This window comes from Exiguobacterium alkaliphilum 12/1, assembly GCF_000714435.1.
GTDB lineage: Bacteria > Bacillota > Bacilli > Exiguobacteriales > Exiguobacteriaceae > Exiguobacterium > Exiguobacterium alkaliphilum.
The window spans coordinates 71297-92767 of the sequence record NZ_JJMW01000058.1 but is presented as its reverse complement, the minus strand read 5'-3'; the positions used below and the strand labels follow the sequence as shown (position 1 = coordinate 92767).

General features: G+C 55.5%; 23 protein-coding genes. 11 read left to right on the top strand and 12 right to left on the bottom strand.

The features are described from left to right. Nucleotides 1-8: 8 nt before the first annotated feature. From murQ to ypfJ, 4 genes are all read right to left on the bottom strand, one after another. On the bottom strand, nt 9-902 hold the full coding sequence (murQ, locus tag RT52_RS11940) for an N-acetylmuramic acid 6-phosphate etherase (protein WP_081825794.1): 894 nt from the start codon (nt 900-902) through the stop codon (nt 9-11). A 127-nt stretch (nt 903-1029) separates the two neighbouring features. After that, the gene (locus RT52_RS11935; protein ID WP_034817617.1) at nt 1030-1494 is read right to left on the bottom strand and encodes a GNAT family N-acetyltransferase; all 465 of its coding nucleotides are present in this window, start codon (nt 1492-1494) and stop codon (nt 1030-1032) included. After that, nucleotides 1491-2339, bottom strand: a complete 849-nt coding sequence (locus RT52_RS11930) for a MurR/RpiR family transcriptional regulator (protein ID WP_034804245.1) — start codon at nt 2337-2339, stop codon at nt 1491-1493. The genes RT52_RS11935 and RT52_RS11930 overlap by 4 nt, the downstream gene beginning before the upstream one ends. A gap of 107 nt (nt 2340-2446) precedes the next feature. Continuing rightward, nucleotides 2447-3301, bottom strand: a complete 855-nt coding sequence (ypfJ, locus tag RT52_RS11925) for a KPN_02809 family neutral zinc metallopeptidase (protein ID WP_034804248.1) — start codon at nt 3299-3301, stop codon at nt 2447-2449. A gap of 155 nt (nt 3302-3456) precedes the next feature. Here ypfJ and RT52_RS11920 point away from each other — a divergent pair, with 155 nt between their 5' ends. Beyond that, complete coding sequence (locus tag RT52_RS11920) at nt 3457-4236, top strand: VLRF1 family aeRF1-type release factor (RefSeq protein ID WP_034817615.1); 780 nt, start codon at nt 3457-3459, stop codon at nt 4234-4236. A gap of 66 nt (nt 4237-4302) precedes the next feature. Continuing rightward, nucleotides 4303-4491, top strand: coding sequence for a 2-hydroxymuconate tautomerase (locus RT52_RS11915; protein ID WP_034804254.1), 189 nt, complete (start codon nt 4303-4305; stop codon nt 4489-4491). A gap of 145 nt (nt 4492-4636) precedes the next feature. On the opposite strand, the gene RT52_RS11910 is transcribed toward RT52_RS11915, so the two are convergent. Together RT52_RS11910 and RT52_RS11905 are read right to left on the bottom strand one after the other, a co-directional pair. Next, complete coding sequence (locus RT52_RS11910) at nt 4637-6223, bottom strand: Na/Pi cotransporter family protein (protein WP_034817613.1); 1587 nt, start codon at nt 6221-6223, stop codon at nt 4637-4639. A 22-nt stretch (nt 6224-6245) separates the two neighbouring features. Then, the gene (locus tag RT52_RS11905) at nt 6246-7541 is read right to left on the bottom strand and encodes an HD domain-containing protein (protein ID WP_034817610.1); all 1296 of its coding nucleotides are present in this window, start codon (nt 7539-7541) and stop codon (nt 6246-6248) included. A 106-nt stretch (nt 7542-7647) separates the two neighbouring features. On the opposite strand from RT52_RS11905, the gene RT52_RS11900 reads away from it, so the two are divergent. Both RT52_RS11900 and RT52_RS11895 read left to right on the top strand, forming a co-directional pair. Next, nucleotides 7648-8490, top strand: a complete 843-nt coding sequence (locus RT52_RS11900) for a lipoate--protein ligase family protein (protein ID WP_156028814.1) — start codon at nt 7648-7650, stop codon at nt 8488-8490. A gap of 4 nt (nt 8491-8494) precedes the next feature. Beyond that, a complete protein-coding gene (locus RT52_RS11895) occupies nt 8495-9340 on the top strand; it encodes a DegV family protein (protein ID WP_034817605.1) in 846 nt (281 codons plus the stop codon). 51 nt (nt 9341-9391) lie between these two features. Here RT52_RS11895 and RT52_RS11890 read toward each other — a convergent pair whose 3' ends face one another. Continuing rightward, complete coding sequence (locus RT52_RS11890) at nt 9392-11341, bottom strand: glycoside hydrolase family 3 protein (RefSeq protein WP_034817602.1); 1950 nt, start codon at nt 11339-11341, stop codon at nt 9392-9394. A gap of 326 nt (nt 11342-11667) precedes the next feature. Here RT52_RS11890 and lipA point away from each other — a divergent pair, with 326 nt between their 5' ends. Continuing rightward, a complete protein-coding gene (gene lipA, locus RT52_RS11885) occupies nt 11668-12567 on the top strand; it encodes a lipoyl synthase (protein WP_260577607.1) in 900 nt (299 codons plus the stop codon). 18 nt (nt 12568-12585) lie between these two features. Beyond that, entirely contained in the window at nt 12586-13416 is an 831-nt protein-coding gene (locus RT52_RS11880) for a lipoate--protein ligase family protein (RefSeq protein WP_034804275.1), read from the top strand. A 26-nt stretch (nt 13417-13442) separates the two neighbouring features. Here the strand turns inward: RT52_RS11880 and amyS are convergent, their stop codons facing one another. The 5 genes from amyS to RT52_RS11855 form a co-directional block, all read right to left on the bottom strand. Further along, the gene (gene amyS / locus RT52_RS11875; protein ID WP_034817598.1) at nt 13443-14987 is read right to left on the bottom strand and encodes an alpha-amylase; all 1545 of its coding nucleotides are present in this window, start codon (nt 14985-14987) and stop codon (nt 13443-13445) included. Between the two features lie 171 nt (nt 14988-15158). Further along, nucleotides 15159-15686, bottom strand: a complete 528-nt coding sequence (locus tag RT52_RS11870) for a DUF2812 domain-containing protein (RefSeq protein ID WP_034817596.1) — start codon at nt 15684-15686, stop codon at nt 15159-15161. Continuing rightward, nucleotides 15683-16015: a PadR family transcriptional regulator gene (locus RT52_RS11865; protein ID WP_034817594.1), complete on the bottom strand. Its 333-nt coding sequence runs from the start codon at nt 16013-16015 to the stop codon at nt 15683-15685. Before RT52_RS11865 ends, RT52_RS11870 begins: the two co-directional genes overlap by 4 nt. A gap of 118 nt (nt 16016-16133) precedes the next feature. Beyond that, the gene (locus RT52_RS11860) at nt 16134-17261 is read right to left on the bottom strand and encodes a YfbR-like 5'-deoxynucleotidase (protein ID WP_034817592.1); all 1128 of its coding nucleotides are present in this window, start codon (nt 17259-17261) and stop codon (nt 16134-16136) included. Next, a complete protein-coding gene (locus RT52_RS11855; RefSeq protein WP_034817590.1) occupies nt 17261-18295 on the bottom strand; it encodes an ion channel in 1035 nt (344 codons plus the stop codon). The genes RT52_RS11860 and RT52_RS11855 overlap by 1 nt, the downstream gene beginning before the upstream one ends. 103 nt (nt 18296-18398) lie before the next feature. On the opposite strand from RT52_RS11855, the gene RT52_RS11850 reads away from it, so the two are divergent. The 5 genes from RT52_RS11850 to RT52_RS11830 are packed head-to-tail and all read left to right on the top strand — an operon-like array spanning nt 18399 to nt 21445. Then, on the top strand, nt 18399-18857 hold the full coding sequence (locus RT52_RS11850) for a hypothetical protein (RefSeq protein WP_034808671.1): 459 nt from the start codon (nt 18399-18401) through the stop codon (nt 18855-18857). Beyond that, nucleotides 18854-19219, top strand: a complete 366-nt coding sequence (locus RT52_RS11845) for a hypothetical protein (RefSeq protein ID WP_034808668.1) — start codon at nt 18854-18856, stop codon at nt 19217-19219. Before RT52_RS11850 ends, RT52_RS11845 begins: the two co-directional genes overlap by 4 nt. Next, nucleotides 19216-20439: a glutathionylspermidine synthase family protein gene (locus RT52_RS11840; protein WP_034817589.1), complete on the top strand. Its 1224-nt coding sequence runs from the start codon at nt 19216-19218 to the stop codon at nt 20437-20439. The genes RT52_RS11845 and RT52_RS11840 overlap by 4 nt, the downstream gene beginning before the upstream one ends. After that, nucleotides 20436-20849: a DUF350 domain-containing protein gene (locus RT52_RS11835; RefSeq protein WP_034807010.1), complete on the top strand. Its 414-nt coding sequence runs from the start codon at nt 20436-20438 to the stop codon at nt 20847-20849. The genes RT52_RS11840 and RT52_RS11835 overlap by 4 nt, the downstream gene beginning before the upstream one ends. A gap of 56 nt (nt 20850-20905) precedes the next feature. Beyond that, on the top strand, nt 20906-21445 hold the full coding sequence (locus RT52_RS11830) for a hypothetical protein (RefSeq protein ID WP_034817588.1): 540 nt from the start codon (nt 20906-20908) through the stop codon (nt 21443-21445). Nucleotides 21446-21471 lie beyond the last annotated feature (26 nt).

Here is a 21471-nt window from a genome sequence, read left to right as displayed (position 1 = left end):
GTTCCCCCTTATAACGCGTCGCGGACGAATCCGTTCGCACGCTCTAGTCGCTCGACTGCCTCCGCATACGGGACGTCGGCTAAAATCATGACGATAGCCGTCTTGACGTGACCGTTCGATGAATCGAAATAACGCGCGGCCGTCTGTTCGTCGACCCCTGTCGCTTCCGCAATCATCCGTTTCGCCCGAATCTCTAACTTCTCATTCGTCGGTTGCACGTCGACCATCAAGTTTTGATACACTTTGCCGATGCCAATCATCGACGCCGTCGAGATCATGTTCAGGACGAGCTTTTGCGCCGTCCCGGCCTTCAGTCGCGTCGATCCGGTCAACACTTCCGGACCCGTCTCGACCTCGATTTTGAACTCGGCGTGTTCACTGATTTTTGAACCTTTGTTGCAAGATAATGCCGCCGTCGTCGCCCCGACTTCACGGGCGTAATCGAGTCCGCCGATGACGTACGGTGTCCGTCCGCTCGCCGCGATGCCGACGACCGTGTCGCGCTCCGTCAAGTGAAGCGCTTTCAAATCGTTAACCGCCAAATCTTTGCTGTCCTCTGCCCCTTCGACCGCCTTGATGAGTGCGCGTTCGCCCCCAGCGATAAGTCCGACGACCATATCCGGTGATACCCCGAACGTCGGCACACATTCGGCCGCATCCAAAATCCCGAGTCGTCCACTCGTGCCGGCGCCGAGATAAATCAAACGTCCGCCTTGTTTGAACGAAGCGATGGCCCGTTCTGCCACTCGGGCGATGACAGGTACCTCTTCCTTGATGACGTGTGGCACACGCTCGTCTTCCTCGTTCATCACGGTCAATAACGTCTCGACAGACAGCTCGTCTAAGTGCATCGTCCGTTCATTCCGTCGTTCTGTAGCAAGTTTATGTAGCATCGCCACCATCCTTTCTTCTCTATACGTCCATTTTACTAATTTGAAATTTAAAGTCAAACTTATTTAAAAAAAATAAGGAAATAAAGTTTCATTACATTTTTTTCTAAATAAAAACCCGACTGTTCACCAGTCGAGTTTACGGACAGATTGTCTTGATGAGTACGTGGACGTGGTCGCCTCGTGCCGTCACGGACTCTTTCTCGTACACATAGCCTTGGCGTTGCCAAAAACGATACGCCCGTTCATTATGTGGCAAGACGCCGAGCCGGAATACCGAGTGAAAAGGAAGCATCTGCTCTTGCTCAAGTTGTTCATAAAGCGATTGTGCGATTCCGTTGCCGTGGTATCGTTCGTCGACGACGAACAGACCGATCCAGAGCGAGCCGTCGACCGGATGCCGTCTCAACAAGTCGACGACGGCGATCACTTCAGCGTCTGCTTCCACGAGCAAGCTGATCGTCCCGTCCGCCTCGAAGTCCGCAACGTTCTCTTCGCTAAACGCATCGATTGTCTGGCCGCTCAAGGCAGCGAACGTTTGTTGCCGGCGAAGGAACGCCTCGAGACGCGCACGGTCCGCCGCTTTATACGACGCGAGCTTCATCGCCGCAATTTCACCATCTCGTCGCGTGCCTCGGCGTACTTGTCGATGAGCCCTTCTCCTTTTCGGTGGAGCAGACCCATGTAGAGCGTGTCGACGATCGTCAGTTGCGTCATCCGTGAGGCGATGCTCGCGATTCTAAAGTCGCGCTCGACGTTCGGCGTGCAGAGCCGGACATCGGCTTCGCGGTAGAGCGGTGACTTGTCGAGATCGGTGATGGCGACGACAGGGACGTTTTGTTTTTTCGCGAAGCGCACGAGTTCGAGCACGTCTTTCGTCCGTCCTGACGTGCTGATGGCGACGAAGACGTCGGTCGGTCCGAGGTGCGGGATGAGCGATAACATGTAATGAAAGTCTTGCGACGTCTGGGCGGCGTAGCCGAGCTTCGTGAACTTATACTGCGCGTCATAGGCTGCCGTTGACGAACCACCGACGCCGTAGAAGACGACCCGGTTGGCACGGGCGAACGTATCGATTGCGTGCTCGAGCTCGCGCTTGTCCATCGCCTCGGCACACGCCTCGATGGCCATCTTGTTGACATGGATGACTTTTTGGAACGAGTCGTACGGGGTGTCCTTTTGTTGGAGCACATTGAAGTCAGTCAACGTCGTCTCGGTAATCGCCAAGTCTTTCACGAGCGCGAGCTTGAATGCTTTGAAGCTGTCGATGCCGACGACACGCGCGAAGCGGACGATGCTCGCCTCCGACACGTCGGTCTTTTGCGCGAGCTCTTTCGTCGTCATGTTCGGGACGAGTGTCGAGTGCGTCAAAATATAGTCCGCGATTTTCTTCTCGACGGACGTCATCTCGCTCAAGGCGAGTTCGATTTTCTTAAGTAAGGATTCCATCCGGTCATCCCCTTCCTGCTACTGGTGTCTTGTTCTAATGATAGCGGATTCTTTCAATACAAGCCAACCGCAATCAAAAAAGGCCGAGCATCCGCCCGACCCTCGACTCATAGATTGTTCGTGTTGAACGTGTCCCCGCCTTGAATCGTCCCGTTTTGGAACCCTTTTTCGAACCAACGTTTCCGCTGCTCCGACGTCCCGTGCGTGAACGAGTCCGGCGTGACATATCCTTGTGCTTGCTTTTGAAGCGTGTCGTCCCCGATTTGATGGGCCGCGTTCATCGCCTCTTCAAAGTCACCGGCCTCGAGATAGCCCATCCCTTGGGCGTGGTGCGCCCACACCCCGGCGTAATAGTCGGCTTGAAGCTCGAACCGGACCAAGTATTTGTTGAATTCGGCCTCACTCATCTCATTTCGGAGCGGCATAATCTCGTTCGTCGTCCCGAGAAGCGTCTGGACGTGATGGCCGACCTCGTGGGCGACGACGTAGGCCATCGCGAAGTCGCCTGGCGCGTTGAAGCGCTGGCTCAGCTCGTCATAGAAACTCAAATCGATGTACAGTTTCTGGTCGCCCGGACAGTAAAACGGTCCGACGGCGGAACCGGCGATGCCGCATGCGGATTCGACTTGTCCGGTGAAGAGGACGAGCGTCGGTTCTCGATACGTGAGTCCGTTCTCGGCGAAGATGTCGGTCCATACTTCCTCCGTGTCTCGTAACACGACCGAGACAAAATCGGCCATTTCTTCTTCCCGGGCCGATCCTTGATACGTTTCAGCTGATTGTGGTTCATTCAATCCGATGTTGTTGACGATGTCGGCCGGGTTGCCGCCGTTCAAGAGCGTGAACACGATGACCAAGATGAGACCGAAACCACCACCGATGCCGGCAATGCCTTTCCCTCCGACCCGTTGTCCGCGTCGGTCCTCCACGTTCCGGCTCGCCTGTCTGCCCTTCCATTTCATATATCGTTTCCTCCTACGTCAAGTCTGTCTTGTTCCTTACCCCGTTTCTATACGTTTCGCACCTGATTTTTCACGATTTCCCACCGTCTCTAGCGTTTATGTGGAGGGCAAGTAGGATACAGACTAAGAGACACAAATTTTAAGGAGGAATGATTATGGGATTAGCGAGTGATTTGAAACGTTTACGTGATGTCGAATGCAAGGACAAGTGCGTTTTGTCCGTTTATTTGAATACAGGACCGAACCAACAAGGCGACTGGAATATCCATTTGAAGAACGGCTTGAAACGCATCGGCGAATACTTAGAGGCGTCCGGGGATGCGACGCAGCTGAAGAGCTTCAAAAAGTTGCGCAAACAAGTCGAAGACGAGCTTGGCAAACACCGGAACGATCTCACCCGCAGCCTCGTCATCTTCGCCTCAGAACAAAATAACCTATTCGAGTCATACTACTTACAGCATGACGTCGAGACGGCGTTCCATTGGGAGACGAAACCGGTGCTCGAACCGCTCGAGGCGTTGCATACTAAGTATCCGTCGACGGGCGTCATCTTGACGAACCTCGATCACGTGACTGTCCTCGACACGTCGCTTGGCCATGTCGATGCCGCCTTCTCGTTCGCATTCGATCCCGAGACGGAAGAATGGGTCCGCTTCGAGGGAACGGCGTCAGGTGACCGGATGGCTTCGAGTAGCTCGCAAGTCGATAAGTTCGATCGTCGTCTCGCCGAGAACTTGAACCGCTTTTACCGGGACCTTGCCCAAACGGTCGAACAGATGAAAGGCGCGCACGACTGGGAAGGGCTCGTCGTCATCGGCGAGGCCGAACTGGCCAACTCGTTCCGAGACGAGCTCCGGACGAAACCCGAACGTGTCGTGCATAAGAATTTGTCGAAGTCGAGTGAATCGCACATCGTCGAAGCGGCATTCCATTGATTTTTACTTTCCTCGCGCGCCTCGATTCTCTAAAATAAAAGCGTACGAGAAAAAGGAGGAATCGATATGCCATACGTGACCGTGAAAATGTTACCGGGACGCTCGCTCGAGCAAAAACGCGCCTTGATCGAGAAAGTGACGGACGCCGTCTCCGAGACGACGAACGCACCGAAAGAGAACATCACTGTCTTCATCGAAGAGATGGATGCGACGCATTACGGCCAAGCCGGTGTCATGCACGCGGACAAGAAGTAATACGCGCACCCGATTGGCACTGAAAAACTTCAAATGCTTTTGAATCGAGGAGCGTCATCCCTACCGGGACGACGCTCCTCTGTTTTCCTTGCTTCAGCCGCCCTGCCCTGTCCGGCATTGTACACGCGCGACGACTTGATGTTTTTCAGTCTTCCAAGTTCACTTCGAACCGCTCACTCGACACGGTCGGTTTAATCAAATGCCGTGTCGCCCGCCAGACGTGATAGCCGATCCGGTCGAGCCAAAGAAGCGCCTGCACTTTTCGAATCGACGACTCCATCTCGAGTTGATTTGTCGCAGCTTCTTCGAGCAACTCCGCTCGATGCGCTTTCCGGTACTCGGCGAGTTGTTTCGAAGCGCGCTTCCATCGGCTCGACTCCTCAGGCGGCGTGTGATGATTCAGCCCGTCGACGAGTTCGAGTTCATGCAAGACGAGCTGACGGGCGACCAAGAAATCGGTGTCCCGTAACACATCATTCGGCTCGACTTCCCGCATGACGAAAAGCCAACGTTCGAGGTGGTCAATCGTATGAAGGAGCGACAGATGCTGCCCGTAATCGTTTCGTCCTTTCGATTCATCAAGTTGAATCGTGCTCAAGAATACGCGGACGTCTCCGAGCGTCTTTTCGACGAGTTGCAGTTCATCTTCGCGTTTTCGTCCTTCCTCGAGCAACAAGCGCGTCTCGTTGCCAAGATACCGTTCAATCTCAATCAAGGACCGTCTCGCCGCCTCGAGGGCGACGGCCGGGATACGCGACATGTTCGGGTCGAGGAACCGGGTCAGCTTTTCAGCCCGACTTGGAATCCACGTCAACAAGCGCCGGCTGAACGGCTCGTGGAACGGCAAAAACGTCAACACCCCGAGCAAGTGAAACGACGTATGGAACAAGGCGAGCCGCAATAGTTCATTCCAATTCAGCCGGTCGGCCACCTCGTTGACGACTCCGAACAAGAGCGGAAACGTCAGCCAACCGATGACTAAAATCGACCCATGAATGAGGACGTGGGCGAGCACGATCCGTCTCGCCGACTTCCAACCCCCGATCGAGCCGATGGCGACGACAAGGCTCGTCCCGGCGCTTTGCCCGAGGACGAGCAGACAAGCTTGCGTCAGTGATACCGTATCGGTCGCGAGCGCCGTCATCGTCAAGACGAGGCCAATCGTCGACGATTGCAAAACTGCTGTCATCAAGAGCCCGGTTCCGAGTAAGGCCAACTGGTGCAGAGGCGTGTCCGCGTTCCACTCGTTTAGCGAGAACGTGACGACGTCGCGCATCGACTCTTGGAGCGTGCCGATCCCGACAAAGATGAGCCCGATGCCGACAAACAACATCCCGATTCGCCGTAACCGGCGATTGATAAAACGTAACGCCATGCCGACCCCGATGAGCGGTAAGAACAGTTGGCGGATATCCAGGTTGTAACCGAGGAGCGCCACGATCCACCCGGTCGTCGCACTGCCCGCGTTCGCCCCAATGACGAGTGTCAGTGCCTGCACGAACGTCAACAAGCCGGCGCTGACAAAACCGATCGTCATGAGCGTCGTCACGGTCGAGGATTGAAACAACGTCGTCAGCGTCGCCCCGAGCACGGCACCCGCGACCGGCCCTTCCGCGAACTGATTGAGCCGGCGCCGGAGCCGCTCCCCAGCGAGGCTTTTCAGCGTATCCGTCAAGAGCATCATGCCGAGCAGGAAAATCCCAATCCCTCCGATTAATGTCGCGATCCCCATCGTGTCACTTCCTTTTCAGGTGTCAGTCCCCCCGTAACGTTGACAGCATCCACGATTTTTCTGAAGCATGGTCTTTCAAATTGAGGAGCACGTCCTCCGGGTAGTAAATCTTCTCGTCCGACTGGCGTGAATTCAAAATCGATTGGACGAGCATCGACACTTCCGAGATTTCGCGGCGCTCCCCATCGTTCATCTGTAGAAGAATCCCTTCGTAGTTGCCGTGGCCTTTATATAAATCGTAGGGCAATTGGCTCAATTGGTCTTCGAGCAAGTAATAACGCGTCGGCAGGCCAATCGTCTCCATCGTCTGTCTAAGACGGTCCATATAGCGGACCCGGCTCGCTTCCGGGAAGTTCTTATACTTCAATAGGCGACGGTTGACGAATCGGCTCGCGAGATCCGCCAAAATCGGGTCCGCCTCTTCCATCCACTCTTGGAAATAGAAGTAGACGACCGTCTCGTCGAGCTTCAAGTAATGGGCGAGCGTCATGTCTTCGCGGTTGAAGATGGGAAGGAAGTGGCGCGGCTCCATGTTGAACGTGTAGCCTGACTCGTACAGTTCTTGCGCCCGCTCGAGGACAGCTTTCAAGAGCAAGTCGCTCGAGCGCGTCGCCGGGTGCAAATAGACCTGCCAATACATCTGATAGCGGCGCATGATATAGTCTTCAATCGTATGCATGCCCGACTGTTTGACGACGACTTGATCTTCATCCGGACGAAGGACGCGAAGCATCCGTTCCAAGTCGAACTTGCCGTAACTGACGCCGGCGAAATGGGCGTCGCGGAGAAGATAGTCCATCCGGTCGACGTCGAGCTGTGAACTGAGCATGTTGACGAGCAGCCGGTTCGGATGCGTCTTGTTGATGATGGCCGCGACTTCTTCCGGGAAGCCGATTCCCATCTCCGAAAGCACTTTGTTCACTTCCGTATCGCCTAAGATGATGCGCTCGGTCCACACTTCGTGGCGCACCGAGAAGACGTGTTCGAACGCATGCGAGAACGGCCCGTGACCGACGTCGTGCAGGAGCGCAGCCGCGAGCAACAGCTCCCGATTGCGGTCGTCCCACTCTGGATACTCATGGAACTGGTCGATGAGTTGGCGTGCGATCTCATAGACGCCGAGCGAATGGTGGAAGCGCGTATGTTCGGCCCCGTGGAACGTCAAAAATGACGTCCCAAGCTGTTTGATGCGACGCAACCGTTGAAACTCTTTCGTGTTAATCAACTCCCAGATGAGATGATCGTAGACGTAAATATAGCGATGAACCGGGTCTTTGAACACTTTCGACCCGGACAATTGACCTCGTGACGTGTACATGACGTTGCCCCCTACGTTTCAATAATATGTATTTCGCCTTTCAGCGCGTCGTTCCCTCCATGCTATAATGAACAGGAAACTATCTTTTGAAAAGGAATTAATGTATATGATCCATCCACTTTTACGCCAACCGGCCTATCGCCTCATCGACCAATCGTCGCTCGGTCCGATGTTCCAAGCCGAGCAGTCGTTCGCGACCGACGACACGCTATGTGCCTCGACGAAAGTCCAAGGTGCGGTGCTCCGCGCCTGGGTCCATTTGAACACGGTCGTGCTCGGGATTCAAGACGCGCGCCTTCCCCACTTGAAAGACGGAATCCGTCTGCTCCATGAGCGCGGGTATCGCCCCGTCGTCCGAAATTCAGGAGGACTTGCCGTCGTGCTTGACGAAGATGTATTGAACTTATCTCTTATTTTACCCGAGAATGACGGAATTCAAATCGACAGCGGCTACGAGGCGATGACGTCACTCATCCAACAGATGTTCCGTGACGTGACCGACGCCATCGTCGCCGGCGAGATCGTCGGGTCGTACTGTCCCGGTAGCTTCGATTTGTCGATTGAAGGCAAGAAGTTCGCCGGCATCTCGCAGCGCCGCGTCCGCGGTGGCGTCGCCGTTCAAATTTATTTGAGCGTCCGTAAAAGCGGGAGCGAACGCGCCGCCCTCATCCGCGACTTTTATGACGCCGCGATTCAAGGTGAACCGACGCGACACACGTATCCGGCCATCATTCCTGAGACGATGGCCTCGCTCGAGGAGTTGCTCGGGATTCCACTCACCGTCCAAGACGTGTTAAAACGGGCGTACGACGTGCTCGGAAGCGTCAGCGAGCTAAAGTCAGGGACGCTCGACGCAGCCGAACAAGAGATGCTCGCCGCGCAACTCGACCGGATGTGGAAACGAAATGAACCGATTCGCGACATCGAACACCAATTAACAGAGGAGTGAACGCATGTTTAAAATCATCACGGACACCGGCGCCGATTTGACTCAAGACCAAATCGTCGAATACGGCTTGGAACTACTACCGCTCGGTGTCATCATCGACAATGAAGAATTTTTAGACGGCGAGACGATTCAGCCGAAAGACGTGTACGCCGCGATGCGTGCCGGCAAGACGCCGAAGACGTTTCAAATCGAGGCCGCGCGCCTCGAGCATTGCTTCCGGCAACATCTCGAGTCGGAAATCCCGTTCCTGTATCTCGCCTTCTCCGGCGAACTGTCAGGCACGTACCAGACGGCCGTCATGGTCGGCAACGCGTTAAAAGAAGAATACCCGGACAGCCCGTTCCATATTCTCGATACGCGTACCGCCTCGGTCGGGCAAGGTCTGTTCGTCAAGACGGTCGCCGAGTACGGCCAAGAGCATACATACGAAGAGACCGTCGCCTACGCGTCGACGCTCGTCGGCAAGATTCGCCATTTGTTCACGGTCGAATCGCTCGAATATTTGATGCGCGGCGGGCGCGTCTCGAAAGCGAGCGCATTCATCGGTGACTTGCTCACCATCCTCCCGCTCCTCACGGTCGAGGACGGGAAACTCGTCCCGATCGAGAAGATTCGCGGCCATAAGAAAGTGTTGCGTCGCATCACGGAATGGATGACCGAATCGAAACTGATTATCGAAGGCGGGGACGTCTTTATCGGCCACGGGGACGACCCTGAAAAGGCGGACCAGTTCGAATCGATGCTTCGTGAACACGTCACGCCGCGTCACGTGACGAAGACGATTGTCGGCTCGGCCATCGGAGCGCACACCGGTCCCGGCCTCCTCGTCGTCGCGTATTTCGAGGCGTAATCGATGGACGACCGAAAACAGCGAGCACCCATCTGGGCGCTCGCTGTCTTTTTATTTATTCCAGTTCGTAAAACCATCACCGAATTCGAGGTGGAGCTCGTTTTGGAACGTCCCGTTCTCGAACTTCGGTACGTCGACCGGAAGCTTACCGCCTGGTTTCACTTCACCGAAGATGGCACGGATGCCAGCCGGGAGGTTCGGCCCAGCCGACTTCAAGTTCCCTGCCTCTGAGTCCGGTCCGTTCGGGTCCCCTTTGAAACCGTAAATGAGGAGCTGGGCCGGTGCGTCCGGTTGAACGGCGACGTCATACGGGTTCCGGAGGCTGAGGAGCACCGACTTCTTCCCGGTCTCGTTCGCGTAACGGAACACTTCCGCCGGCACGTAGTTGTCCGCCGCATTCGGTCCGAGCTTCGCGCTGTTGTTCACGTTCGAGCCGACGATGATATAGTCCGCCGCCTCGACTTTTTGTTTCAGGCTCGGATTGTTCGCTAGGCGCGGTGTCGATGCCGTATAGTTCGCCGTCGTGACGACCACGTCTTTCATGTTGCCCCCATTTTTCTCAAGCGACTTGATCGCCTTCACCATGCTGTCCGTCTGGTCTTTCGCCGGTGAGATCACGAGGACCGTGTCCCCTTTTTTCGGCTTGAACGGGAGCGTCTTGTCATCATTTTTCACGAGCGTGACAGCCGCTTCGGCGATCTCACGTTCTTTCGCTTTATGTTCGGCACTTCCGACGACCGCGTTCGCCTCGGCGAGCTTCGCCTCGAGCGTCGTCGTATCGACCGACTCTTCCCAAATACCGCGTTCAGCCTTGAGCGTCAAAATCCGCTCGACGGCCGCATCGATTTTCGCTTCATCGAGCCGTCCGCTCTCGACCGCGGCTTTCACTTCATCAAAGATACGTTCCAATTTCACGACGTCCGCGTTCGTCCGTAAGATTGTCGGCATGAGCGCGATATCGACGCCCGCCTCGAACGTCTTGATGACGGCTTCGGCCTCTGTGAAGTTGTCCGAAATGGCCTGCATGTTCAAGGCGTCCGTGATGACGATGCCGTCATAGCCCATCTCTTCACGTAAGACGCCTGTGATGACATCGTCCGAGAGCGTCGCCGGGAGCGGGAACGTGCCGCGCGCCGATTCGACGACCTCATCCTCGATCTGCGGCATCCCGATGTGTGCCGTCATGATCATGTCGATGCCTTCGGTGATCGCCCGCTTGAACGGGAGCAACTCGAGACCGCGCAAGTCCTCGAGCGACTTGTCGACAATCGGGAGGCCATAGTGTGAATCGACGGCCGTATCCCCATGTCCCGGGAAGTGTTTCGCCGTCGCGGCGACCCCTTGGTCTTGGATGCCTTGCGTCATCGCCGAACCGAGCTCACCGACGAGTTCCGGGTCGCTCGAGAACGAACGGACGCCGATGACCGGGTTGGCCGGGTTATTGTTGACGTCTAGGACCGGTCCGAAGTTGACGTTCACCCCGAGCGCGTTCAACTCTGAACCGATGATGTTCCCCGCATCATACGCGTACTGGCTGTTTCGCGTCGCGCCGAGCGCCATGTTGCCCGGCAGGTTCGTGCCGGTCCCGAGCCGCGTCACGATGCCGCCTTCTTGATCGATCGTGATGAAGAGCGGGATGTCGTTGCTCTCATCTTGTTTGACGACTTCTTGCAGGTCGTGGACGAGTTTCGTCGTCTGTTCGGTCTCGGTCACGTTCTCCGCGAACAAGATGACGCCCCCAAGGTCGAACCGGTCGATGACCCGGGCCACGTCCGGTGCGAGTGCCGTATGGTTCGCTCCGTTCCATAATCGGAAGTCTGGCATGATCATTTGACCGAGTTTCTGTTCGAGCGTCATGGCGTCAAGTTTGCTCGTCACCCGCTGCTCGACCGAGAGCGGTGGTGCCTCCTCCGCCACGACCGCGTTCGCCATCGGGACCGATGAGACGAAGAGTGCCGTCGTCAGCCCGAGTGTCGCCGTCCAGTTCAATGCTTTGTTCATGTTCCTCACTCCTTTTTGAAAGTTTATCCCCGACCCCCAAACGAAAAGGCATGGAGGAAGAAGCGTTGCCTCATCAACGCTCGTTCACCCCATGCCTGATCGTATCAGTTACATATGGTCCTTATTCAGGTGGTCACCGTCAGTATAGCAACTTCAAAAAAGGGAAACAACACTTCACATGAAAGCGTAACCAATTTGAAATAAACAACCTGTTTTGTAACAACCTTCCTCTGTATTGGCAAAACCAATAATTTCGGTGGTTCGAATCTTCCGTATTTTTTGGTAAACTCATTCCGTTAGGGGTTAACTTAAAAAAGGGGGAAATCATCTTGGCACGAGGGGAACTGAAACGAAAGCCGGAATGGTTGAAAATCAAACTGAACACGAACGAGACATACACCGGCCTGAAAAACATGATGCGCGAGAAAAACTTACATACGGTTTGTGAGGAAGCGAAATGTCCGAACATCCATGAGTGTTGGGCCGTCCGCCGCACGGCGACGTTCATGATTCTCGGTAGCATCTGTACGCGCGCCTGCCGCTTCTGTGCGGTCACGACCGGCAAACCGAACGAGCTCGACTGGGAAGAACCGAAACGCGTCGCCGAATCGGTCCGCCTTATGAACTTGAAGCACGTTGTCATCACCGCTGTCGCGCGCGACGATTTGAGCGATTACGGGGCGACGGTGTTCGCCGAGACGGTCCGGGCCGTCCGTGCGATGAATCCGGAGACGTCGATTGAAGTACTGCCGTCCGATATGATGGGCGACTTCTCGGCGCTCCAGACGTTGATCGATGCCGGTCCCGATATCATGAACCACAACTTGGAGACGGTGCGCCGTCTGACGCCGAGAGTCCGGGCGAAAGCGACGTACGACCGCACGCTCGAGTTTTTGAAGCGTTCAAAAGAGCTGAATCCGGACATCCCGACGAAGTCGTCGATCATGGTCGGGCTCGGTGAAACGAAAGATGAGTTGATTCAAGCGATGGATGACCTCCGGGCTCACCACGTCGATATTTTAACGCTCGGCCAATACTTGCAACCGACGAAGAAACACTTAGACGTCGAGCGTTACTACCATCCGGACGAGTTCGCCGAGTTGAAAGAGATCGCGTTGATGAAAGGCTTCTCACACTGTGAGGCCGGCCCGCTCGTCCGCTCGTCGTATCATGCCGACGAACAAGTCCACAAGGCGCGTCGCCACACGATGCTCCCAATCGATTAACAGAAAGAAGAGAAGTGTATGAATGGAACGACGTGGCACTTAATCACGACAGAAGGTCGCTCGCCGGCCGAGAACATGGCCATCGATGAAGCCGTCGCGACGTTCGTCGCGCGAGGCGAATTAAAACCGACGCTCCGCTTCTACTCATGGGCCCCGCACGCCATCAGCGTCGGTCGCTTCCAACGGGCCACGCGCGACCTTGACCGGGACGCGTTACGGAAGAACCAAATCCCGGTCGTCCGGCGCCTGACCGGCGGGCGCGCCGTGCTCCATGCGGATGAGCTGACGTATAGCGTCATCTTGCCGGAGACGATGCCGTCCCTCCCGACGAACGTCATCGAGAGTTATCGCTTGTTGACCGAAGGGGTACGTCGCGGATACCGTGCACTCGATGTCCCGGCCGAATTTTCTGTCCCGCTGACAGAAGCCGACCGCGAAGCACTTCGGAAACCGAAGTCGGCCGTCTGCTTCGACGCCGCCTCGTATTATGAGCTTGCCGTCGACGGGAAGAAGATCGCCGGCAGCGCCCAAGTGCGCCATCAAGGCGCCGTCTTGCAGCACGGGTCGATTCCCTTGTCGATGGATGATGACGTCTTGTTCGACTGCTTCAACCTCGAGGCAGACGAGAAAGTAGAAGCGAAAGCACGATTCGGAGATAAGGCCGTCTCGCTCAACGAGACGCTCGGGCGCGACGTGTCGTTCGATGAGGTCGCTGCCGCGTTCACGGACGGGTTCCGTGACGCGTTCGACTTGACGTTCGAACCGCTCGTCTTCACCGAGTCGCAACAAGAAGAAATCCGTCAGCTCGTCTTGAAGTACGAGAGTGACGAATGGATATGGAAACGCTAAAAAACGAGTCTCGCGACTCGTTTTTCTTATTGTTGTGTATAGATGGACACCGATCCCCCGTTGACGAAGAACTGGCCCCAGCCATCGGCGTTGATTGTGACGAGGCGGCTGTTGTTGCCTGTCATGTCTTTCCACACTTCGCCGGCGTTTTGACGACCGACGTACATCCATTTCGAGCCGCCCGGTCCGTCCGATAGAATCGTCGCGAGACCCGACTTGGCACGGTCCGCCACGCCTTCGCGCGTCCAGCCGATGACGTCGTGATGGTCGATATAGTCGTGTTGCGTGCCGTAGGCGAAGTCTTTCCGCGCCTTCATGATCGGCTGCAGCGACGCCGACATGTTCGGGATTTCCCGGTTCGTCGTCCCTTTTGTCCCGTAGTAATCGCCATAGAAGAGTGTCGGGTAGCCTTGGCCGCGCGTCATGATCGTCGCGTAGGCGAGCGGTTTGAACCAGTTGGCGACCGTCGATTCGAGCGATTGCCCCGGCTGCGAGTCATGGTTGTCGACGATTGTCACGGCGAGCGTCGGATGTTGCTCGACGACCGTCCCTTTCAAGATGTTGCGCATGTCATAGAACCCGCCGCCGTTCCCGGCCGCTTGGAAGTTATAATGGAGCGGCACATCGAAGACGGAATGCGTGTACCCGGTTTTCGCCAAGTAGTCGTTGATGGCGCCGAGGTCGTTCTTCCAATACTCGGCGACCGTGAACATCTCTTTGCCGGTCGTCTGCCTTACGCTCGTCACCCACTCCCGTAAATACGAATGGCTAATGTGCTTGACCGCATCCAAGCGGAAGCCGTCGAGTCCGAGCGAGTCGGCGTACCACTTGCCCCAGTTCTTCATCTCTTGCCTCACTTCCGGATGGTCGAAGTCGACGTCGGCGTACATGAGGTAGTCGTAGTTGCCGTTCTCGTTCGAGACGTCCGTGTCCCACGCCTTGCCCGTGCTCTTGAACTTGTAGATTCGGCTCAAGTTTCGCGACTGGTCCCAATCGGTGCCGTCAAAGTGATACCAGCGCCATTTGAACGGCGAGTATGTATTGTTGCGCCCGGCGAAGTTGAAGCCGGTCCACGCCGAGATGGCGTACTCGCCCGACGTCTCTTGATTGCGGTTCGACGGGTTGACCTCGATCGCTTGGACGGTCTCCGTATAGTCGGCACCACCTTTATGGTTCATGACGACGTCACCGTAGACACCGATGCCTTTGCCGCGCAAGCTCGTAATGGCCGACTGGAGCTGGGCTCTCGTCCCGTACTTCGTCCGGGTCGTCCCTTTTTGATTGAACTCACCGAGGTCATATAAGTCGTACGCGCCGTAGCCGACATCGTTCTGCGACGTCCCTTTATACGCCGGTGGGATCCAAACCGTCGTCACCCCGATGTCTTTCAAATGCTGTGAATCGTTCGATAACCGGTTCCAATGTAGCCCATCGTTCGGGACGTACCATTCGAAGTACTGCATCATCGTGCCGTTCTGCGGGGTCGCCGCTTGCGCGACCGGTTGCCCAGCCAGCAGTGCAATCGCTGTGACTCCTGCCGTCAAAGCAACCCCTTTCCGTCGTTTACCCATCCCTTTTCCTCCTCAAAAGATTAATGCAAGCGCTTTCATTAATCATCATGCCCGATTTCACTTTCGTTGAATAGAGGGTTTCGCTAAAACGGTGCTTCGCGCCTAACTATTTTTTTCGTGAATAGTTCAGTCGACCAAAACAAAAACGGATGGCTTGTGCCATCCGCCTAGTCAGCTGTCATGTTCCATCCGTTTTCGCTTCACTAGGAAACCGAGGTACGGGAGTCCGGTGAAGATGAGCCCGATCGTGATGAGCAGATGGACCACGAAGAGCGCCGTCGCCATCACGCTCGACCAATCGACTTGCATCAACAGGAGCAAGCCGAGCCACACGACGAGAAACGTAAGCGCCGCCCGCCCCATCTGGCGCTCTTCCGTCGCGTACTTCGCGATCATCGTCTCCCGGTCTGAATAGATCGGCCGCGCTCCGGGACGGCCTTTGAAGATGTGAATCTCGTCCCCGGTCGATGTCACGTGCTCCCACCCGCTCGATGCGAACATCTCGAAATACTCTTCGTCCGGACGTTTCCGGTAATCGAGGCTGTACTGGACGTCTGCCGGTTCGCCTTCGACCAATGAATAACCGAGTGGTGCGAACTTTTCTAAGTGCCATCCCTGAGCTGCCATCTGTTCGAGCTTTCGCATCTCACGTTCTTCGGCAAACGCGAGCCCCCAGCTCGACATGTACTTCCGTTTCATACGTGCCCCTCCCCTTCTAAGATGAATCGTGCGTCCTCGACAATCGCTTGGCGTCGTCTCACATCATCGCAGAGCAAATCGCGCCCCGCATCTGTGATCAAGTAACTCTTTTTCTTCCCGTCTCCGTCAAGCGGGTGGATGAGTCCTGCAGCGACGAGCTTCTTGATGATCGTATACATCGAAGCCGGTCCGATTTGCATCCGGCCCGCCGTCAACTCCTCGACGAACTGCATAATCAAGTAGCCATGTCGCGGCTCGGTCAAGGCGAGCAAGATGTAAAACGTGCTGTCGGTCAACTCGCCGAGCTCGATCGTGTCATTCCGTGGCATATGACCACCTCCTATATCATTCAACGATATACTTCTTACGTTTACTATATATCGTTAAATGATATATGTCAATGAATGATATAAAAAAAAGCCACGGACGAATTCGTCCGTGACGTTGTCAACTCGTTACATAATCCAGGTCGTGCAAAATGTACGCCAAGAAGAAAATCATACTCGGGTTCTCATAGCGCATCTGCACTTTCCGCAGTTGTTCCCGATAGATGACCTCATACTCGGCCCCGTTCATCTTCCGCTCCATGTTCATCTTGATGAGGGCGTCGAGCTTGTCCATCATGTCGACGAGCTTCCCTTCATACGTGTCATCTTTCGAGTCGGCCATGTAGCGTCGGAACGCCGGCTGCATATAGTCCGGGAGGAGCGATAAGAGCGCCTCGCTCTCGGCTCGTTCATACGCCTCGAACGCCTGTCCGGTCTCCGTCGTCGCGTGCTTCACCGGACCGAGCACGTCCCCGGTCACCCCTTCAACGAGGTCATGACAAAGCAAGCGCGCGACGAGTTCCGCCACATCGACGTCGACGCCGTACTTCTTCTGCTCCAACAGCCCGCTGAACATGCCTAGCGCCGCCGCCCGGAAGCCGTGAATCGCGTCGTTGTCGTCAATCGTGTTGAAGCGACCCTTCCAACGCCTCACGCTGTCCATGCGCATGACGTTCTCGATGAACGTCGCCACTTCCGTCTCTTGTTCGACTTGATCGTATAGCCAGCGGACGGAAGCGAGCGGGTGCTCCCGGAGCGCCGCTTTCATCTCCTCGAGCTTCGCGACGAAGTGCGGCGACCCGTGCGCGACCTCGCGACGGACGAACAACATCGCATCGAACGAGTCGATGCCGTCGACGATCCGTCCCTCGAACGAGTCGTCCTCCGCCTCGACGAGGAAGCGGTAGAAGTCAGGTCGGAGCGACTGCGATAATAAGTCGACGAGACCGAGGCTCGCCGTCCGCTCCATCCGCTCGATATGTTCTTTTAGCGTCGGCTCTTTTTTCGTCCGGTGCATGATCGGACCCGTCTGGACCTCATTCATATCGTGAAAGAGCGCCTTACCTAACACATCGAGCAAGTTGACGGGACGTCCTTTTTGTTCTTCATAATAAGCCGCGATCAAACTGAAGACCGCGACGCGAAAACTATGGCTCGCCGCATTGTCGTGATAGTGCGGCGCATATTCGTCCCACCGTTGGACGTTTTGCATGCGTGTCATCTTGCGGATGAACGTTCCGTTATGCATCAAACCCCTCCTTGTTTATTCAATCGTTCCCACGTGTCGTCGTGACAGACGACGTAGAGTGTATCGCTCGCCTCGAGCTTTGTGTCGAGCACGGTCGCATAATCGAGCCGGTCGTTGACGGCCATGAGCGTGACGCCCTGGCCGAGCAACGCCTCGGCCGCCGCCCGAATCGTCGTCCATTCCGGGCGCGGTGCGAGTGCCTGGATGTTGCCACCCGACTGCTTGCTCAAAAGTTGCCGAAAAATCGACGTCGTCCCCGGTTGGAGCGTCGCCTTCGCCATGAGGAGCGACACCGAGTCGTTCGCCAAGATGAAGTCGTCGATGCGGACGTGTTTAAACTTTGAGATGTTCCGCTCTTCACACACCTCGACGACCGTATGCAAATCGACGCCTTGTGCTTGCGACAGCGCCTCGACGGCCGAAGCGATGAGGAGCGACTTCCCGTCGGCGAGCAACGACTCGGCGATCCGGGCGTCCGCGAAGATGGCGACGCGGCGCGCACGGAGAATGTTCGCCTGCAGGAGCACCGTCTCGTCCGAGGCATCTCCATGCACGTAATGGACGCGGTCATGATCATACGGTTCTTCTTTTAATTGGTCAATCAAGACGATGTCCGCGTTCGGCTCGTAGCCGAGCACTTCGTCAATCGCCTTCTTCGTCTTCGGTGACCACCCGATATAGACGTAATGGTCTTCTCCTCGATACATGAGTTTCCCCTCCCGTTTTAACCGTTGAAACGTCGCACCGACTTCAACGAGTTTACCAATCAACGCCCCGATAATCCCGATCCCAAACAGGAACAAGAAAATCCCGAGCCAACGCCCCGCGACCGAGGACGGGAAAAAGTCCCCATATCCGACCGTGGTCAGCGTCGTCATCGTCCACCAAAACGAGTCGAACAGGGACGGGAACGTCTCCGGCTCCACCCAATGTCCGACGAGCGTGCCCGTCAAAATGATGACGAGCGAGGCGAGTACGATGTTTAAAAAAGATAGCTTGGACAACCCGCGCCAGACGCGAAAAAAGATATGCACTGAAATCACTCGCTTTCTCGGATATACTAGTAACAACTCAATTGGTTTACGAAACCCGTCTCGACTCGGTTCCGTATAGAAAGAAAAAAGAAAGGACTGACTTATGGATTCCATCGTTTTAGAATACCGACTCTATAAAAATGAGCTGTCGTTCGAGCCGCTCTACCATTATACATCGCTCGGGCTCGATGAAGTACTCGCCCGCCGCGAATGTGAGTTTTTCGTCAAGGACGGCATGACGTACAAGCAACGCTCGTCCGCACTCGAAGGCGAGCAGTACTTTTTGATTTACGTCGATCGCTATACGGAAGGCCCGGTCGACAAGAAAGAGACCGACGACATCAAAGTCGAGATTCGCACGCTCGACGACCGGTTCGACAACCCGCTCCTTGAGGCGTACTACGTCGACCGTCATTTAGACGCCCTCGCCATGCTCGGTAGCCAGTACGTGTATGTCGGCGGCAACGAATACGAACGTGACTCAGCCGAAACGGATGAGGACCGTGGCACGTATGTGATCTATGTCACCCCGACCGGTTATACATTGGAGGAAACAACATGAAGACAAGCAAAAAAATCTTGAGCGGCCTCTCCGCCGCTGTATTGACCGCCTCCCTCGCCGCTTGCGGGATGGACGAGACGGAACAAGCGACGCTTCCGGACGAGCCGACCGGTTACGAGTGCGACGATTGGGAATGGGATGCAGAAACCGAGTCCTACTATTGTGACGACCGTCGTTCCCCGCACTTCGGTAGCTTCTTCTTACTCGGCAGCCTGTTCAATTCCAAGAGCGCATTGAAAAACTCGGCGACGTATCAAAACTATCGCTCGAACGGCGGAGCGAGTAGCATCACGCCGAACCGGTCAAATCCGGGCTCAAACTCCGGTCTCGGTAGCGGCTCAAAAGGCGGTTTCGGCGGATGAACCGAGACGCCTTGTTCGCGCAAGTCCCTTATTTTTGGCCGGACTTGAACGAGGAAGAGTATGCGCTCTATGACTGCCTCGTCTACTCAAGAGACGAGGTCGAGCGGATTCGCGCGGCGACACGTGACGTCGACACCATTTTCCGCAAGGCGAACCGCCTGCTCCGGACGCTCCCAGACGAGACGCTCCGTCTGCTCGGCTACCCGGAGGCGAGCCTGCCGTTCCTTCGAGACAAGGCGATCCCGCAAGAGACGATTATCGGTCGCTATGACTGGATCGTGAAGAACGGCATGCTCAAGCTGATGGAGTTCAACGCCGACACGCCAACGTTCATCAAAGAACTGTTCGACGTGAACCGATACGTGACGACAGAGTTTGAGCTGGATGACCCGAACGCCGGGGAGACTGAATTGCTTCGAAGTGAATTGCGAAAAGCAGTCATCGCTGCGTGGCAGCGACTACAAAAAGACGGGACACCGAAAATCGTTTTCACGGCTCACGACGACAACATTGAAGATAAATGGACGACGCGTTTCCTGCAAGAGACGCTCGACCTACCGTCCGAGTTCGTTGCCCTGCACGAACTTCTCGTCGAAGAGGATGGGGTGTATACGCCTTCGGGTGAACGGATCGACGTCTTGTATCGGCAGACGTATCCGATTGAGCATTTGGTCGACGACCTAGCACCGGACGGGACACAGATTGGTGTTCGCCTGCTTGAACAGAACGAGGCAAAACACGTCTCGCTCCTCAATCCGTTATCGGCGTTCCTGATGCAGTCCAAGGCGGTACAAGCGTTCATTTGGGAGCTTTATGAAAACGAGCTATTCTTCAATGAGACAGAGCGGACCGTCATCCGCACATACTTTTTACCGACCTATCTCGAGCCCGACCCGTTTTTAGGTCAGCGCGCTTACGTGCAAAAGCCCGCGTTTGGACGAGAAGGGGATTCGGTCATCTTGTACGAAAAGGATGGCACGCCGTTCCATAAAGAAGTGCTGCAAACGTACGCAGACGAGACGGCTGTCTATCAACAATTCGATGAATTACCGGTTCGGAAAACGAACACGGTGAACGGCACGATCGACACACACTATATGATTGGTTGTTTCTGTTTGAACGGTCGCCCGTCCGCGCTCGGTGCGCGGGCCGGCAGCATGATCACGAACAACCAGTCCTACTACTTAGCCATCGGCACACAAAAGGAGAATAACTCATGACGTTCATCACGCTCGATTCGATTTTGAGCTTTTTGGCCCACCTCGGTACAGGGTTTGGCCTCATCTTGATTGGTCTCGTCGTCTTCGCGTTGACGACAAAGTATTCGGAACGAAAACTCATCAAAGCCGGCAACGTCGCCGTCGCCTTGAAACTTTGGGGCAAGGCACTCGGTCTCGCTATCGTCATCTATACGGTATGGGCGAATAGCGTCAACTTGCTCGATGCCTTCATTTGGGGCATCGTCGGGATCCTCGCACAAGTGCTTGCGTTTTGGACGTTCGAGTACGTACTCACGCCTGGTGTGAACTTAGAAAAAGAAGTCGAGAACGGCAACCTCGCCGTCGGCATCAGCCTCTTCTCGGCCTCGCTCGTCGTCGGCATCATCGTCGCCGCGAGCTTGACGTACTAACAAACAGCCCATGCACTCAATCGAGGCATGGGCTGTTTTTGTAGAGGAGGAGCAAGATGTCAAAACGAGGACTCTTACTATTGCTGACGGGTCTGCTCATCGTCATCGCGATTTCGGTCACGGCCGGCGTCGGGTATTATCAGGACGAGCAACGAAAACAACCTTTGGCACAGGCGCAACAAAAACTGCATGAGCACATGACCGCTCAAGGCTGGTACACATACATACAAGGCAGCACCGTCGTCTTATTTACGAATGATACCGAGACGATTCTCGGTCTCGGTATCATGAATTCAGATGGAGGATTCAGCACATCGACACGGGACACGATTGAAGAAAAACCGTTCGACTCGATTCACTTTGGCAATACGACTGATGAATACATCGGGATTCGCTTCAACGAAAAACCGAAAGATGTGGTTTACGTGCGACTGAGCGGTTCGGATTGGAGCGAGACATACACCGTGAACGACCCTAGAGACGAAGGGTACGTCATGTCTTACTTGATCACGCTCGATGAATCACAACGAGGGAGATTCAAGACACTCGAGACGCTTGACGGCGACAGAAATGTGATGCACGTTGAAGAATTATAACACCGCAAACCGATGACCGGTCTGCG